The sequence below is a fragment of the Sutterella megalosphaeroides genome (genome assembly GCF_003609995.1).
In the GTDB taxonomy this organism is placed as follows: Bacteria; Pseudomonadota; Gammaproteobacteria; order Burkholderiales; family Burkholderiaceae_F; genus Sutterella; species Sutterella megalosphaeroides.
In genome coordinates, this window is record NZ_AP018786.1 from 745,684 (window position 1) to 759,759 (window position 14,076).

Sequence of the window (14,076 nt, forward strand, 5' to 3'; positions counted from 1 at the left end):
TGCGTGCGGGCGAGGGAGAGACGGATCGTCCGCACGAAGAAAAGAGTTCCTCAGCGAATGCCTTCCTGCATCATCCATTCGGGCGTCCGGCCCGCATCGCGGGATTCGTACATGCGGCGACCCGAATGCCCCATGGCGTGAGCCGCTTCGTCTTCGCAGTCCGCGAATCCCATCCAATCCATGTGCCCCGCGTGGCCCATGCGGCTCATGTGGCCCGAGTAGCTCGAATGGCAGCCCGTACGGAAGAAGTCCCGAACGCCTTCGGGCCCCGACGTAACGGCGGCGTAAGCAAGAGCGGAGGCGGAGACGGCGCCGACCGTACAGAGGGCGACAACGGCGATCTTTTTCAACATGGTTCGATTCCTTCAGTGTGGTGCGACTCGGAAAGGGGTAGCCCGAGGGTTCCCGATCGGATTCGGTTCCGAGAGAAAGTCAGTGTAGATACCGAGAATTAGCTTCCGTCGAGCCCGGACTTAGGGAATCCTGTGGGAGCGTTACGGATTGTTTTCCGAGGGACTTCGGGAATACGAACGAAAAAAACTCCGCGTCTGACATGGGGTCGTGAGCGGAGTTTTTTCGTGCGGAGCTCAGGGCTCCGAGAGCGGCGCCCGCGAAGGCGCGTTTCTCTTTACCACCAGTGGTGGAAACCGTGGCCACGGTGGTGACGCGGGCCGTTACCCATCATCGGGCAGTCGGGATTGGGACCCATGCCCATGCCGGGGCCGCCCATCGGGCACTGGGGATTCGGCATCGGCTGAGCATTCTTCTGAATGCCGATGACGTTGGCGGCAACGGCCTTGCCCGTCTGCGCGTCGACGTAGGCGCGAACGCGGGTGCCGTCGTCACGCATGAGGCGAACGTCCCAGACGAGGCCGTACTGCGCGGTCTGACGGAGGTTGGCGCGGAAGCTCTTCGCTTCGTAGGTCTTTTCGGCCGTAGCCACGGCGGTGCTCATCGCCACCGAGGGATTGACGGACTGAGTCGCTTCGGCGGGAGCGGGCGTGGCGGGTTCCTGAGCTTCAGTGGCGGCAAAGGCCACGGCGGCAACGGACATCGTGCCGGCGGCAAGGAGCGCGGCGAGGGTGGTCTTCTTCAACATGTTCGATTCCTTTTTGTTGTCGGGCGCCGGTAGGAAGTGTTCGGCGCTTCGGCGAGCGTGCTCGCTTATTGAGTATGCGGGAAGTATAGAGGTCGAAAATTAGGCTTTTCCTAGGAGAAACTTAGGGTTCCCTAAGTCAAGGTAACGGGCCGTATTTCCAGGCAAATCACCGGCTTACGGAGAGTCTCGCGAAGTTGCCCGGGGAGCCCTGAAAACCCGCCGGGGTCCTCTCGGACGAGGGGGCCGGGGAGAGCGGCGCGGGGCAAAAACCCTTTTCGAATGTTTGCATGTCCGGGGTTTCTCGTCTTATCCCGTCCGCTCGGCGGGACGCAGCTCGGGCGACAGCCCGAACGCAAGGGGCGACGTGTTCCCGACACGCCGCCCCTTGGACGAAAGTATGGAACCGTCGTCGGTCGGCCCGGAGGCTCGGCGTGCTGCTCCTTGGACTTGGCAGCTCCGACCGAGCGTCGTCCGGGCTCCGACGGACGAGTTACCAATTGTGGTGGAAGCCGTAACCGCGATGGTGACGCGGACCGTTACCCATCATCGGGCAGTTGGGGTTGGGACCCATCCCCATACCGGGACCCATGCCTGGACCGCCCATCGGGCATCCGGGGTTCGGCATCGTCTGAGGCGCGCCGCGGCGGATGCCGATTTCGTTGGCGGCGACGGCGTTCCCCGTTCGGGCGTCGACGTAGGCGCGCACGCGGGTGCCGTCGTCGCGCACGAGGCGAACGTCCCAGACGAGGCCGTACTCGGCGGTCTGACGGAGGTTCGCGCGAACGCTCTTCGCGTTGTAGGCCTTTTCGGCCGAGAGGAGGGCGTCGCCCATCGAGACGGCGGGCGTCGCAGCCGTGACGGCGGTGGAGGCAACGGGCGCGGGCGCCGGGGTTTCGGCGGCGGCAAAAGCGACGGCGGCGACGGACATCGTGCCCGCGGCGATGAGAGCGGCAAAGGCGGTCTTCTTCAACATGGTTTTTTCCTCTTTTCCGTAGTTCGGGCTCGTTCGATGCGTCCGACGGCAAGGAGCGTTGTCGAGTGTCGTCAGGCGTCGTCGAGTCTCGTCGTCGGGGAGGAGAGCATCCCTTTCGACTTGCCTTCAGTGTAGAAACTGAAAATTAGGTTGGGTCGAGGAGAAAGTTAGCGTTTCCTCAGCCGTGGTTACGGAGGATGTCTTTCCTAGGAAAAACAGCGTGTTGACGGGGGGTGTCGGTTCGAAAGACGGGGGTTTGAGGGCGACGAAAAAGGGGGACGCTTGCGCGTCCCCCTTTCCGAAGCGATTCGACTGCAATTCGAGCAGCCTCACGGCCAAGCCGTGCGGATTACGCCTTTGCGTCCCGGTTCGCGTTCGCAAAAAGCGCGCGCACGTCCACTTCGTCGTAGCGACGCACTTCGCCGCAGAAGTTGCACGTCACTTCGATCGCGCCCTTTTCCTTCACGAGTCGAAGGGCGTCGGCTTCGCCGAGACCGCGGATCGAGTTTTCGACGCGTTCGTTCGAGCAGGAGCAACGGAAAACGGGCGTCGCTTCGCGCGTGACGCGGGGTTCTTCTTCCCAGAAGAGGCGCGTGTTGATGGTGGTCGGGTCGAGCGTGAGGAGCTCTTCGCTCTTCACGGTCGAGGCGAACATCGAGAGACGGTCCCAGGCTTCCGGGTCGTAGTTTTCGGGAAGCGTCCCGCCCGTGGCGGGCATCTTCTGCAGCATGACGCCGCCTGCGGACGCGTCGTCCGCGGCAAGCAGAATGCGCGTTTCGACCTGTTCGGACGTACGGAAGTAGGTCTCAAGTGCTTCGGCGAAGGTCTTCCCTTCGAGGGGGACGATGCCCTGGTAGGGCTGGCGGTCCGCGGGACGCGATTCCGGATCGAGAATGAGGGCGCAGCGACCGTTCTCGGAAGCGTTGACGAGTTCGGTCATGCCGGCGTTGGCATCGACCTCGCCCGCGTCGGGCTTCATTTCGACGCACACGCGGAAGGAGAGGTCGCGTCGCACTTCGACGACGACAAGCTTCACGGGACCGTCGCCCGCGATCTGCAAAAGTACCGACCCGTCCGTTTCGAGAGCGGCGGCGGTAAGGAGCGCGGCAACCGTCACTTCGCCCGCAAGGCGTCGAACGGCCAGAGGAAGCGGACGGTGAGCGAGCGCGCGAGAGAGTTCGTCGCGAAGGGTCACCGTTTCGCCGCGCGCGTTCGCACGGACAAAGAGGAGTTTCTGAAGGGCATCCATGGCGATTCTCCGATAGAGGGCGGCCCGATGCGGCGTGGCGGCACGGACGGCCCGAAAGCGGCCCGAAAAAGGAGATGGTACGACGCTCGGCAACGGGCGTCGCACTCGGGGAGCGGAAAAACAACGAAAAAAGGTTGCCGACCGAAATCGACAACCTTCCTGAATTTGTTCTGGTCGGGGCGGCGGGATTCGAACTCGCGACCCCTTGCACCCCATGCAAGTGCGCTACCAGGCTGCGCTACGCCCCGACTAGAAGATGAAGTATAGCGCGGGCTTTTGAAAAAAGCAAGAGTCGAAAAATAAAAAATCCGTCGTCGATCGGGAGGGCGAAAGGGCGGGGGCGACGACGCGCACGCGAGTCGCTTTCGAGAATGTCTAAAATACGAAGACGTCTCACTTCCGTTGCGGCTTTCGGCGGTCTCGGAAGGTTCTCCCTCTTTACCCCGGACGACTGTCATGCTTGTTGACCTTCACATGCACTCCAACCGATCGGACGGCGCCCTGCCGCCCCGAGCGCTTGTCGAACTCGCGCACCGCAACGGCGTGACGCTCATGAGCCTTACGGACCACGACACGATGGAGGGCGTGGGGGAGGCGAGGACCGTTGCCCGGGAGCTCGGGATCGACTTCATCTCGGGCGTCGAGATTTCGTCCCGCTGGGGCGGCCGCGGCATCCACGTGGTGGGCCTGGGGCTTGACGAAACCCGCGAAGACGTGACGGCCTTTTTCGATTCCGTCGCCCTGCGACGCGACCGACGCGGTCGGGAAATGAACGCGTGCTTTGAAAAGCTCGGTATTCGCGGCGCCTACGAGGGGGCGCTCGCTCTGGCCGGAAACAAGTCGATCCTCTCGCGCACGCACTTCGCGCTCTGGCTTCTCAACGAAGGCTGGGTGAAGAATTACCAGGACGCCTTCGACAAGTACCTGCGGCCGGGCGCTCCCTGCTCGGTCGACGTCGACTGGCCGACCGTCGAAGAGTCGGTGCGCTTCATTCGGGAAAAAGGGGGCTTGGCCGTACTCGCGCACCCGGGGCGCTACCACTTCTCGAGCGACTGGATGGTCGAGGAGCTCCTCAAGCACTTCAAGGCCGTAGGGGGCGAAGCGATCGAAGTCTGCTCGGGATCGCAGGCCCGCTCGGACGACGTGCGCTTTTCGGCGCTCGCCCAATCGATGGGCTTTTTGGCGAGTACGGGCTCGGACTGGCACAGCGACCGGTCGAGCCGCCCGAAGCCGGGCGAGCAGCCGCAGCTCCCCGAGGGTGTCGTTCCGGTGTGGACGCGCTTCGGGTTCTGACCGCTACAAGCTGTTCTTGCGCCTACAACGTCTCCAATGCCTCCAACACCTCCAACGCCGCGAGCGCCGGAGGTGTTTCGTTTATTTCGAGTATTTCGAGTCGTTTCCGACCGCTCGGAAGGGAGCCGTCTTTCGTGTAGGATTAACGAGCCGTCGGGCCGACGAGAGCCCGAAAACGCGCGCCCGACGCCGATCGTGCGCGTGCCGCGCGTCCCTCCGACCTCACAACGGGCGGCGCGCTCCGGGCGGCCCGACGCGGGCACGGCCGGGGGCGACCGTCCGCGGAAATTTGTCATGATGAGTTCTTTTGCGAGCGCCGTGCAGACCGTTTGCGTCTATGCGATCCCGCTCATTTTTGCGATCACGCTTCACGAAGCGGCTCACGGGTGGGCCGCGGCCCGTCTCGGGGACCGTACGGCCCTCTATCTCGGGCGCGTGACGGCGAATCCCGTTCCTCATATCGACCCCGTCGGTACGATCGCCGTGCCGGGGGCGCTGCTGCTGCTCTCCGCCTTGACGGGCGGAGGCGGCCTTCTCTTCGGTTGGGCGAAGCCCGTCCCGATCAACACCCGCAACTTCCGTCGGCCGCTGCGCGACATGATGCTCACGGCCGCCGCGGGTCCCGCGGCGAACGCCCTGCAGATGGTCTTCTGGCTCTTTTTGCTCAAGGGCCTTGTCGGTCTCGGCATCTACGAAAAGTTCGTCGTGAGCGTTTGCACGGCGGGCATTTCGACGAACCTCATGCTGATGGCCTTCAACCTGATTCCGATTCCGCCTTTGGACGGGGGCCGCATTCTGCGCGGGCTCCTTCCGGGGCGCAGCGGCTACTGGCTCGATCGCGCCGAGCCCTACGGCTTCGTGATTCTCGTCGTTTTGATGATGAGCGGCGCGCTTTCCTACTTCATCGCCCCCTTCCTCTGGGCGGGGCAGGCGATCGTCAACGCCGTGCTTTAAGGAGGCACCATGGACGAAACTTCGGCTTGCACCTGCAACTGCAGCGCGCTTCCCAGCGCCTGGGTGATGCGGTTTCTCTCGATTCTGCCCCGCGGCGCCCGCATCCTCGACGTCGCGGCGGGCGAAGGGCGCCATACGTCGCTCTTTTTGCTCGAAGGTTTCAACGTGACGGCGGTCGACGTCGACGTCTCGAACCTGGAGCCGCTCGTCGGCACCCCGGGGCTGACGCTTGAGTGCCGCGACCTCGAAGCCGAACCCTGGCCCTACGGGAAGGAAGCCTTCGACGGGATCGTCGTCACGAATTACCTCCACCGCGAACATTTCCCCCACTACTGGGAAAGCCTCGCGCCGGGCGGCATCTTCCTCATGGAAACGTTCCTGCGCTCGAACGAATACATCTGGGGGCGCCCGAAGAATCCCGCGCACGGCTTTGAGAACGGGGAACTTCTGCGACTCATGCCCGAGGGCGCCCGCATCATCGCGTACGAAGAGGGGATGGCGTCCGACAACCGGCTCGTCGCGCGCATCGCGTTTGCGAAGCCCGGTCGCGTCGAACCCTACGGGTACCCGCTTCGCGCCCGTTAACCGGGGAGCGGCGACGCTTCAAAGCGGTCGGCATAAGGTCGGGAAAGGATCGGGAAGGGGACGGAAAAAGGTCGGAAAAACCTTGCCCGAAACGCTTTCCCGACGACCGATCGCGCTCGCAAAAGCGTTCGCGAATGTTTCTCCTAGCCTCGAATGCCCCGCGCACGCGGCGCAAAAGGCCGGAGAGGTTTGATAAAATTCCGCGATCAACGCCCGGCAAAGCCAGCCGGACGAACTACGAAGGAATCCATACAGAATGACCAAGCACGTGCTTCGTCTCGCGGCGATCTCGCCCGCGCTCATCGCGCTTTCGGGCTGCTCCTACTTCGGTATCGACCAGTACTTCAACCAGGACAAGGTTCAGTACGAATCGTCGAACACCCGACAGAACCTCGAAGTTCCGCCCGACATGGCGCCGATTCCGCAGGACGACCGTTTCCAGGTTCCCTCGCGTCCCTCCGTCGTGAGCATGAACGCCGAAGCCGCCCGCGAAGCGGCCGCCAACGCCGACAAGACCGTGACGCCTTCCTCGATCGTTGCCACGACCGTCACCGCCAAGGTGATGCGCGAAGGGGGCGAACGGTGGTTGCGCGTGAACGCGCCCGCCGATCAGCTCTGGGCCGTCGTTCAGGACTTCTGGCCGTCCGTGGGTCTCACGATCATGAAGCAGGACCCGAAGACGGGCTACATGGAAACCGTTTGGGCCGAAAACAAGGCGAAGCTCCCGCAGGACATCATCCGCGGCACGCTCGGCAAGGTGCTCGACTTCGCGTACTCGACGGGCGAGCGCGACCAGTACCGCTGCCGCCTCGAACGCACGCCCGACGGCTCGACCGACATCTTCATCACGCACCGCTCGATGGTTGAAGTGGTGAGCGGCGCACAGAACGAAACGACGCTCTGGCAGCCCGGTCCTACCGACACGACGATGGAAGCTGAAATGCTCCAGCGCCTCGCGCTTCGCATCGACGCCGAATTCAACCCGGATGCCGCCGAGCCCCTCAAGGCCGAAGACATCCGGAAGGACCTCATCCAGGTGCCCGCCGAAGCGAAGAGCAACATCGTGAAGTCGGCCGACGGCGCCGTCGAAGCGGTCGAGCTCAAGGAACCCTACGACCGCGCCTGGCGTACGGTCGGCCTCGTGATCGACCGCATGGGCTTTGAGCTCGTCGACCGCGACCGCGTGGCGGGCTACTTCATGGTGCGCTACCTCGACCCGAAGTACGAAGCGGCGAAGAAGAGCGAACAGGGCTTCTTCACGAACCTCTTCGGTTCCGACAAGGCGGTCGACGCCCCGAACTACCGCATCCACCTCGCGGACGAAGGCGCGACGACGCGCATCACCGTCCAGGCGGGCGACGGCAACGCCGACACCACGGGCGTGGCGCCCAACATCCTCACGCTCCTGGCCGAACAGCTCCGCTGATCGTCGGAAAGCGTCCGAACGAAGGGAGGTCGACCGTGCGGTCTTCCTCCTTTCTTTTTGTCGAAATCGTCCGTTCTCAGGAGCCGCTCCGTGTCCGTCGCCACCGCCGATGTACTGACCTTTTCCCTCCGGGGTCGCGCCGCGCGTTCCGCCTACGTCGCGGGCGTTTTTCTCGCGCTCGCCTCGGGGGCAGCCGCGGGAACGATGTTTGCGGCGGGCACCGAGCTTCCCGCGTCGACGCTCGCGACGGCGCTCACGGCCTTCTCGGCTCTCTTCGGGCTTGCGGCCGCGGGACTGCTGGTTTCGAGCGTCGTACGGCGCCTGCACGACATTTCCTACGGGGGCTTTGCGGCGCTCGTGCTGCTCGTGCCGCTTGTGAACGTCGTGTGTCTCGTTCTTCTCGCACTTTGGCCGGGAAAGCGCGGATCGAACCGCTTCGGCCCAGACCCCCGCGCCTCGATCGAAGAGGGGGCGCAAGCGTACGATGAACGGAGCGCCACCGCACGGACCTCGTCCGAAGTCGTCGACCTTCACGAAACACCCGACGCCTCCTCGAGCGTTGAAACCACCCCGGAAACCGTTGCGGGCCCGTCGCCCGATGCGGTTCCTCTTCTTACCACTGACAGCCCGACCGCCATGGATGACACTTCCCGCACTGCCCGTCCGTCCCGTTCTTCCCGTTCGAACGCGGGCTCGAACACCCGTTCGGGCGCGCGTACGGCAGCCAAACCGATCGCGAAGTCGCACCCGAATGCGAAGTCCGGTTCGAAATCCGCTCTGAAGCCGAAGGCGCAGCCGAAGCCGAAAGCGTCCGAGACTGCGGAGCCCGTCGAAGCCGTCGAGGTTGTCGACGAAGCCGAAGCCCGGTGCGAACGCGTCTGGGAAGCGGCTCGCGCTTCGATCGTCGACGAAAACCTTTCCGTTCGCCTTCAGGTGAAGGTGCGCAGCGTCGACAAACTCCGAAAGCTCCTCGACAAAGGCCGCATCACGCCCGAGCACTTCAAGCGCTGGAAGATACGGATCATGGAGCTCTGACGCCGTGAAGCCCCTCGAAGCTCTCGGCCGACTGGCCCTTGCCGTTTATTACCCGCAGGTGCGTACGGGCCGTGCGGTCTTTGCGGCCGAGCTCGCGCTATGGGCCGCGGCGGGGCTCTCGGTCTGGGGGCTTCTCGACCCGATTGCGGACGCCGAGTGGATCAGCGATGCGATGCTCGTGCGGATCGCACAGGTCGTCGCGGTGCTTGCGGGCTTTTGGAATGCGGCGCTTTTTCCGATTTGCGCGCGACGGCTGCACGACCTCGGACTCTCGGGCTCGTGGGCGCTTTTGAATGCCGTGCCGGGCGGCACGATCGCGCTTCTCGTCCTCGGTCTTGCGGTGCCCGGACGCCGCGCGGGGCGCGTCTGGCCCGAACGCGTCGGATTCGCGGTCGCGGACGAGTTTGCGGACGGCCGCCTCGGGCGCCTATACAATACCCGCAACTGATTTTTTCGGAGACTAGCATGAGCCTTGCGGTTCAGAACGACCGTCTCGTGACGCTTCAGGTCACGATGGCCGATATGACGGGAAAGGTCCTTGAGGAAACCGGCCCCGAGGGGATCGTCTACCTCCACGGGCACGGCGACATTTTCCCCAAGATCGAAAAGGCCCTCGAAGGGCGTTTCGAAGGCGAAGGATTCACGATCCATCTCGAGCCCGAAGAGGCGTTCGGGGAGTACGACTCGGAGGCGATTCGTCTGGTGCCGCTCGAGCGCTTGGGCGATCCCGAAGCGATCGTTCCGGGGCTCCTTTTCGACGAAGTGCCGGGAGAAGGCCCCGACGGGCGCACCTGGCGCGTGACCGACGTGGCCGACTCGGTGGCGATTCTCGAAGCGAACCATCCGCTCGCGGGGATCGGTCTTCAGTTCGCGATCAAGGTCGTGAAGGTCGAAGAGCCCGAGGGCGACGCCGTCGGTACGGACGACGTGGTCGTGCCGGGGTTCCTCGGCGTCGTCGACAAGCTCGTCGACGAAGACGAAGAAGACGACACCCCCTACGAAAACGTCGAAGGGGCGGGCGGCGCGCTTTCCGCATACGACGACGGCTCCTCGATGGCCAAACTCGCGAAACCTCCGCGCATCGTGCGCTGAGGCCTGCAAATCGGGCGGCTCGGATGTTTCCGTGGCCGCCCGTTTTTTAATGTCGTCCGCTTTCGACCTTGACGGGAAGGCTCGCAATCCGCTCCGCCCAGAGGGGAAGGGCCGCTCTGAGAAACGCTTCCGCCGAGTCGGCCCCGATTGCCGGAAGCCCCAGGTGGCGCGCCGCACGTTCGAGTTCGCCCAAGGGGTTCGTCACGTCGACGGGCGTGGCGCCCTGCTGCTTCGAAAGTTTTTCTCCGCGGTCGTTCAAAACGAGCGGCAGGTGCATGTAGCGGGGCGTCCGAGCGCCGAGCGCTTCCGTGAGAACGATTTGCCGCGGTGTGTTGTCGAGAAGGTCCGCCCCGCGCACGACGTCCGTCACGCCCGAGGCGATGTCGTCCGTCACCACGGCGAGCTGATAGGCCCAAAGGCCGTCGGCGCGCTTCACGACGAAGTCGCCCACGGCTTTTTCAACGTTCTGCGCGTAGTGCCCGTACCAACGGTCGTCGAACGCCACGTCGCGATCGGGCACCCGAAAGCGAAGCGCCCGAACCGCGCGCCCGTTCGTTCCCGTGCGACAGGTCCCGGGATAGACGGGGTAGGGGATGCCGAGGCGCTCGTCCGCTTCTTTCACGTCCTTGCGCGAGCACGCGCACCCGTACACGAACCCCGAGGCGACGAGCCGCGCGAGCGCTTCTTCGTACGCGTCGTAGCGGTCGTGCTGCCAGAGAACGGGTTCGTCCGAAACCAGACCGAAACCCTCCAAGGCGGAGAGAATCGCCCGGTCCGCCCCCGGAATGTCGCGCGGTGGATCGATGTCTTCGATGCGAACGAGCCACGTGCCCGCGTGCGCCCGAGCGTCGAGCCAACTCGCGAGGGCCGCCGCAAGACTGCCGCGGTGCAAAAGACCCGTGGGGGAGGGCGCAAAGCGTCCGCGGTAAGGAAGCGGGGTGATGTCGGTCATGGGGATTCGGGACGGAAGGTCGAGGAAGTTTGTAAACGATTTGAGCCTTTGAAAATGAGAAGCAATTTCGCGTGGTTCGAAGGCCTTTTGCTAAACTCGACATTTTAGGCGCACGAACGAAAACGGACGGTCTTCGAAGGCCGTTCGAACGAAACCGCGGAAATTTGCAACCGTCGGCCGCGTGTGCCGTCAGAACGACAAAGGGAAACGAGCGGGAAATGAGCAGAGCAATCGGTGCGGGAAGGACGACGGAGACGGCGGAAAGCACGCGGCCGACCGAAGGGACGCCCCAGGCCTTCGGGCGCTCGAAGAACCCTCCGCCCCGATTGAAGGACGCGTTCTTTCTCGCCTTTCTCTCAAGTCTCGGCCCCTTTGCGGCGGGCGCCTACCTGCCGAGCTTTCGGATGATTGCCGAGGAGCTCGAGGGATCGATGCTCGCCGTGCAGCAGTCGCTCACGATCTACCTCGTCGCCTTTGCGGTGTCGTGCCTCTTTGCGGGCACGATTTCGGACGCCTTCGGGCGGCGCCTCGTCATCATCGGCGGAACGCTTCTTTTTGCGGCGGCCTCCGTCGGGGCGATGTTCTCGGGATCGCTCGAAGCCCTCTGGTTCTGGCGCGGCGTTCAGGGCGTGTGCGCCTCGGTCGGGCCCGTCGTCACGCAGGCGGTCGTGCGCGACCGTTGGGAGGGCGCGGACGCGGCGAAGCTCCTTTCGCTGATGGCGGTTCTCTTTGCGCTCTCCCCCGCGCTCTCCCCCGTCGTGGGCGGATGGCTCGCGGTCCACGCGGGTTGGCGCATGATTTTCCTTTTCCTTGCGGTCTTCAATCTCGGTATTTGCCTTTCGGCCGCGCTTGGTCTCAAGGAGTCGCTCCCGCCCGAAAAGCGCCGCGCCTTTTCGCCCGGGGCGGTGCTCGGTCCCTACGGACAAGCGCTCCGGCACAAGGCCTTCATGGCGGGCGTCGTCGGGCACGGCTTTTGCTTTCTCGGCGCCATCGTCTATACGGCGGGCTCGGCCGACTTCGTTCTCAACATCATCGGGATGCAGCCCGACGAGTTCGCCTGGTACATGTTCCCGATCATTGCGGCGACGATGACGGGTGCCTGGCTGAGTCCGCGTTTGGCGGCGCGCACGAGCCCCAAAAAGCTCGTCCTCGGCGCTGCGGTCGTGATGGCGACGGCGGGTCTGGCAACGGCCTGGATCGAGCGCGAAACGGCGCTTCCCTATCCCTGGATTTTGTCGACGCCGATCATCTACAGCTTCTGCATGTCGCTCGTTCGTCCGGTCATGAACGTGATGAACCTCGACTACTTCCCGCAGGCGCGCGGCACGGCCGCGTCGATCCAGCAGTTCTGCCAGACGATGGCGTTTGCTTCGTCGTCGGCACTCCTCGTTCCCCTCATTCTCGGGTGGGTGTCGGGCTACAGCCTCGTCGCGGCGGGCGCGGGCCTCTGCGTTCTGGGGCTCTGGGCGATCGTCTTTGCCGAACGCCGGCGCCTCGGCTTCAAGGACGAGCGCTTCTGACGGCACGTTGATCGAATCCGAATGCGAATCGGCCCGGGGACGAAATCTCCGGGCCGATGTCTTGGTGCCTGATTGTTCGGGTGATTTCGAGAAAGCGTGTACTTACTCAATCCCGCCTTGAAGGCGGCTTATTTTTCCTCGCGGGCGGCGCGTTCCGCTTCGAACATCTCGGGGGTCACGAGCCCGGGGAAGTCGAGCGCGGCGGCGAGTTCGACCGTGTTGCGGCAACGCGCGACGGCGGGGGCCTTCGCAAGCTCCTCGGCGCTCTGAGCGCCCTGCAGCATGGCGATCCCGTCGCAGTGATAGTCGCGCGCCATGAAGAGGTCGTGCGTCGTGTCGCCGATCATGACCGTGCGCGAGGCGTCGACGCCGGTTTCAATGCCGATTTCTTCAAGCATGTCGGGGTTGGGTTTCGGACGGCATTCGTCGGGCGTGCGCGTCGTGACGAAATAGGCCCCGAGCCCCGTTTGTTCGAGTACGCGATCAAGCCCCGGGCGGCTCTTGCCCGTAGCGACCGCCAGCTGCACCCCCGCGGCATGAAGCCCTTCGATGAGGCGCCGCGTCCCCGGAAAGAGCGTCACGCGCGCTTCGTTCGGGATGTACCAGCGGCGAAAGATCTCGCCGAACTTTGGGTAGTCCTCGTACGCGAGGTCGGGTACGGCGCGACGCAGCGCGTCCTGCCATCCGAGACCGATCACGGTGCTTGCCGCTTCGAACGAGGGAACGGGAAGTCCCAACTCGCGGGCCGAGAAACGGATCCCTTCCGCAATGAGGGCGGTCGTGTCGAAAATCGTTCCGTCCCAGTCGAAAACGACGAGGTCGTAGGGGCGTGCGGTCATTGGCCTTTCTCCAGAGCGTTGAGAAGCGCCTCGCACTCGGGCGGAAGCGGCGCTTCGATGACGAGGCGCTCGCCCGTCACGGGGTGCGTGAAGGCGAGTTTGGCGGCGTGCAGGAACATGCGGCGGAAGGGTACGCCGAGCGAGCCGCGGGCGACCGCCTTGTTGAATTCGAAGTCCCCGTATTTGTCGTCGCCCACGAGCGGATGGCCCGAGGCCAACGCATGCACGCGAATCTGGTGGGTGCGGCCCGTTTTGAGTTCGACGTCGAGGTAGGAGACCGTCCCGTAGCGCTTCAGAAGCGTGAAGATCGAGTGGGCGGAGAGGCCTTCCTGCGAAACGCGCACGCGCCGCTCGCCCGAGGGGAGGAGGTAACGCTCAAGCGGGAACTTGACGTGCTGCCGATCGTTCACCCAGTCGCCCTTGACGAGCGTCAGGTAGTGCTTCTCGACCCCGCCCTCTTTCATGAGGTCGTGCATGCGCACGAGCGCCTTGCGGGTCTTCGCGACGATCAGCGCGCCGCTCGTTTCCTTGTCGAGACGGTGACAGAGTTCGAGCGACACTTCGTCGGGGCGCGTCGCGCGCAGCCGCTCAATGAGCCCGTGACGAATGCCCGAACCCCCGTGGGAGGCAAGGCCCGCGGGCTTCAGAACGACAAGCAGATGGCGGTCTTCGAAGAGAACGGGAAGAGCGTCCGCCGCGAGGGGCGCGGCGGGCGCTTCGGTGACAGGGCGGTCGCTCACCCGCATGGGGGGAACGCGCACGAGGTCGCCCGTCGCCAGTTTCGTCTGCGCGTCGACGCGTTTTTTGTTGACGCGCACTTCGCCCCCGCGGATCACGCGGTAGACGTGGCTCTTCGGAACGCCCTTCGCCAAGCGGAAGAGAAAGTTGTCGAGACGCTGGCCGTCCGTATCCTCGCCGATCACAACGAACGTGACCCGGTCGGAGGGAAGAGCGCGCAGCGACCCCGAGGGCACGGCGGAAATTTTGTCGATGGAATCGGCCGTCATCGTTTATACTTTTCTATCCTCTGCTAGATCGGGCGAGCCCCGACGGTCGGGG

The 14,076-nt window shown here is 64.4% G+C and carries 15 protein-coding genes and 1 tRNA gene; 8 read left to right on the top strand and 8 right to left on the bottom strand.

The window, feature by feature from the left end:
• Positions 1-50: 50 nt before the first annotated feature.
• The 5 genes from S6FBBBH3_RS03420 to S6FBBBH3_RS03440 all read right to left on the bottom strand — a co-directional run bounded on the left by S6FBBBH3_RS03420 (position 51) and on the right by S6FBBBH3_RS03440 (position 3,569).
• The gene (locus S6FBBBH3_RS03420; RefSeq protein WP_120176420.1) at positions 51-353 is read right to left on the bottom strand and encodes a hypothetical protein; all 303 of its coding nucleotides are present in this window, start codon (positions 351-353) and stop codon (positions 51-53) included.
• Positions 354-628: 275 nt separating this feature from the next.
• Positions 629-1,099 carry a PepSY domain-containing protein gene (locus tag S6FBBBH3_RS03425; RefSeq protein WP_120176421.1) on the bottom strand — a complete coding sequence of 157 codons (471 nt, stop codon included), beginning with the start codon at positions 1,097-1,099 and terminating at the stop codon, positions 629-631.
• Positions 1,100-1,589: 490 nt separating this feature from the next.
• On the bottom strand, positions 1,590-2,072 hold the full coding sequence (locus tag S6FBBBH3_RS03430) for a PepSY domain-containing protein (RefSeq protein WP_120176422.1): 483 nt from the start codon (positions 2,070-2,072) through the stop codon (positions 1,590-1,592).
• A 349-nt stretch (positions 2,073-2,421) separates the two neighbouring features.
• Positions 2,422-3,321, bottom strand: a complete 900-nt coding sequence (hslO, locus tag S6FBBBH3_RS03435) for an Hsp33 family molecular chaperone HslO (RefSeq protein WP_120176423.1) — start codon at positions 3,319-3,321, stop codon at positions 2,422-2,424.
• Positions 3,322-3,492: 171 nt separating this feature from the next.
• Positions 3,493-3,569: transfer RNA gene (locus S6FBBBH3_RS03440), tRNA-Pro, on the bottom strand.
• 208 nt (positions 3,570-3,777) lie between these two features.
• Here S6FBBBH3_RS03440 and S6FBBBH3_RS03445 point away from each other — a divergent pair.
• From S6FBBBH3_RS03445 to S6FBBBH3_RS03475, 7 genes are all read left to right on the top strand, one after another.
• The gene (locus tag S6FBBBH3_RS03445) at positions 3,778-4,614 is read left to right on the top strand and encodes a PHP domain-containing protein (protein ID WP_120176424.1); all 837 of its coding nucleotides are present in this window, start codon (positions 3,778-3,780) and stop codon (positions 4,612-4,614) included.
• Positions 4,615-4,911: 297 nt separating this feature from the next.
• Positions 4,912-5,568, top strand: coding sequence for a site-2 protease family protein (locus S6FBBBH3_RS03450; protein WP_120177806.1), 657 nt, complete (start codon positions 4,912-4,914; stop codon positions 5,566-5,568).
• A 9-nt stretch (positions 5,569-5,577) separates the two neighbouring features.
• Positions 5,578-6,153: a class I SAM-dependent methyltransferase gene (locus S6FBBBH3_RS03455; RefSeq protein WP_120176425.1), complete on the top strand. Its 576-nt coding sequence runs from the start codon at positions 5,578-5,580 to the stop codon at positions 6,151-6,153.
• A gap of 256 nt (positions 6,154-6,409) precedes the next feature.
• On the top strand, positions 6,410-7,579 hold the full coding sequence (gene bamC / locus S6FBBBH3_RS03460) for an outer membrane protein assembly factor BamC (RefSeq protein WP_120176426.1): 1,170 nt from the start codon (positions 6,410-6,412) through the stop codon (positions 7,577-7,579).
• Positions 7,580-7,669: 90 nt separating this feature from the next.
• Positions 7,670-8,614, top strand: coding sequence for a DUF805 domain-containing protein (locus S6FBBBH3_RS03465; protein WP_170143802.1), 945 nt, complete (start codon positions 7,670-7,672; stop codon positions 8,612-8,614).
• A gap of 4 nt (positions 8,615-8,618) precedes the next feature.
• On the top strand, positions 8,619-9,062 hold the full coding sequence (locus S6FBBBH3_RS03470; RefSeq protein ID WP_120176428.1) for a DUF805 domain-containing protein: 444 nt from the start codon (positions 8,619-8,621) through the stop codon (positions 9,060-9,062).
• A 17-nt stretch (positions 9,063-9,079) separates the two neighbouring features.
• Positions 9,080-9,706, top strand: a complete 627-nt coding sequence (locus tag S6FBBBH3_RS03475) for an FKBP-type peptidyl-prolyl cis-trans isomerase (protein ID WP_120176429.1) — start codon at positions 9,080-9,082, stop codon at positions 9,704-9,706.
• 46 nt (positions 9,707-9,752) lie between these two features.
• Here S6FBBBH3_RS03475 and gluQRS read toward each other — a convergent pair whose 3' ends face one another.
• Entirely contained in the window at positions 9,753-10,658 is a 906-nt protein-coding gene (gene gluQRS / locus S6FBBBH3_RS03480; RefSeq protein ID WP_120176430.1) for a tRNA glutamyl-Q(34) synthetase GluQRS, read from the bottom strand.
• Positions 10,659-10,876: 218 nt separating this feature from the next.
• Between gluQRS and S6FBBBH3_RS03485 the strand changes: the two genes are divergently transcribed.
• Positions 10,877-12,178 carry a multidrug effflux MFS transporter gene (locus S6FBBBH3_RS03485; RefSeq protein ID WP_120176431.1) on the top strand — a complete coding sequence of 434 codons (1,302 nt, stop codon included), beginning with the start codon at positions 10,877-10,879 and terminating at the stop codon, positions 12,176-12,178.
• Between the two features lie 128 nt (positions 12,179-12,306).
• Here the strand turns inward: S6FBBBH3_RS03485 and S6FBBBH3_RS03490 are convergent, their stop codons facing one another.
• Both S6FBBBH3_RS03490 and S6FBBBH3_RS03495 read right to left on the bottom strand, forming a co-directional pair.
• On the bottom strand, positions 12,307-13,017 hold the full coding sequence (locus tag S6FBBBH3_RS03490) for an HAD-IA family hydrolase (protein WP_120176432.1): 711 nt from the start codon (positions 13,015-13,017) through the stop codon (positions 12,307-12,309).
• Positions 13,014-14,024 carry an RluA family pseudouridine synthase gene (locus S6FBBBH3_RS03495; RefSeq protein ID WP_120176433.1) on the bottom strand — a complete coding sequence of 337 codons (1,011 nt, stop codon included), beginning with the start codon at positions 14,022-14,024 and terminating at the stop codon, positions 13,014-13,016. The genes S6FBBBH3_RS03490 and S6FBBBH3_RS03495 overlap by 4 nt, the downstream gene beginning before the upstream one ends.
• Between the last annotated feature and the right edge of the window lie 52 nt (positions 14,025-14,076).

Excerpts from the sequence above, each read along its gene's own strand:
- S6FBBBH3_RS03495 (WP_120176433.1), bottom strand. The coding sequence starts at position 14,024 with ATGACGGCCGATTCCATCGACAAAATTTCCGCCGTGCCCTCGGGGTCG.
- S6FBBBH3_RS03420 (WP_120176420.1), bottom strand. The coding sequence starts at position 353 with ATGTTGAAAAAGATCGCCGTTGTCGCCCTCTGTACGGTCGGCGCCGTC.
- S6FBBBH3_RS03455 (WP_120176425.1), top strand. The coding sequence starts at position 5,578 with ATGGACGAAACTTCGGCTTGCACCTGCAACTGCAGCGCGCTTCCCAGC.
- bamC (WP_120176426.1), top strand. The coding sequence starts at position 6,410 with ATGACCAAGCACGTGCTTCGTCTCGCGGCGATCTCGCCCGCGCTCATC.
- S6FBBBH3_RS03490 (WP_120176432.1), bottom strand. The coding sequence starts at position 13,017 with ATGACCGCACGCCCCTACGACCTCGTCGTTTTCGACTGGGACGGAACG.
- S6FBBBH3_RS03475 (WP_120176429.1), top strand. The coding sequence starts at position 9,080 with ATGAGCCTTGCGGTTCAGAACGACCGTCTCGTGACGCTTCAGGTCACG.
- S6FBBBH3_RS03425 (WP_120176421.1), bottom strand. The coding sequence starts at position 1,099 with ATGTTGAAGAAGACCACCCTCGCCGCGCTCCTTGCCGCCGGCACGATG.
- S6FBBBH3_RS03450 (WP_120177806.1), top strand. The coding sequence starts at position 4,912 with ATGAGTTCTTTTGCGAGCGCCGTGCAGACCGTTTGCGTCTATGCGATC.
- S6FBBBH3_RS03430 (WP_120176422.1), bottom strand. The coding sequence starts at position 2,072 with ATGTTGAAGAAGACCGCCTTTGCCGCTCTCATCGCCGCGGGCACGATG.
- S6FBBBH3_RS03485 (WP_120176431.1), top strand. The coding sequence starts at position 10,877 with ATGAGCAGAGCAATCGGTGCGGGAAGGACGACGGAGACGGCGGAAAGC.
- S6FBBBH3_RS03445 (WP_120176424.1), top strand. The coding sequence starts at position 3,778 with ATGCTTGTTGACCTTCACATGCACTCCAACCGATCGGACGGCGCCCTG.
- hslO (WP_120176423.1), bottom strand. The coding sequence starts at position 3,321 with ATGGATGCCCTTCAGAAACTCCTCTTTGTCCGTGCGAACGCGCGCGGC.
- gluQRS (WP_120176430.1), bottom strand. The coding sequence starts at position 10,658 with ATGACCGACATCACCCCGCTTCCTTACCGCGGACGCTTTGCGCCCTCC.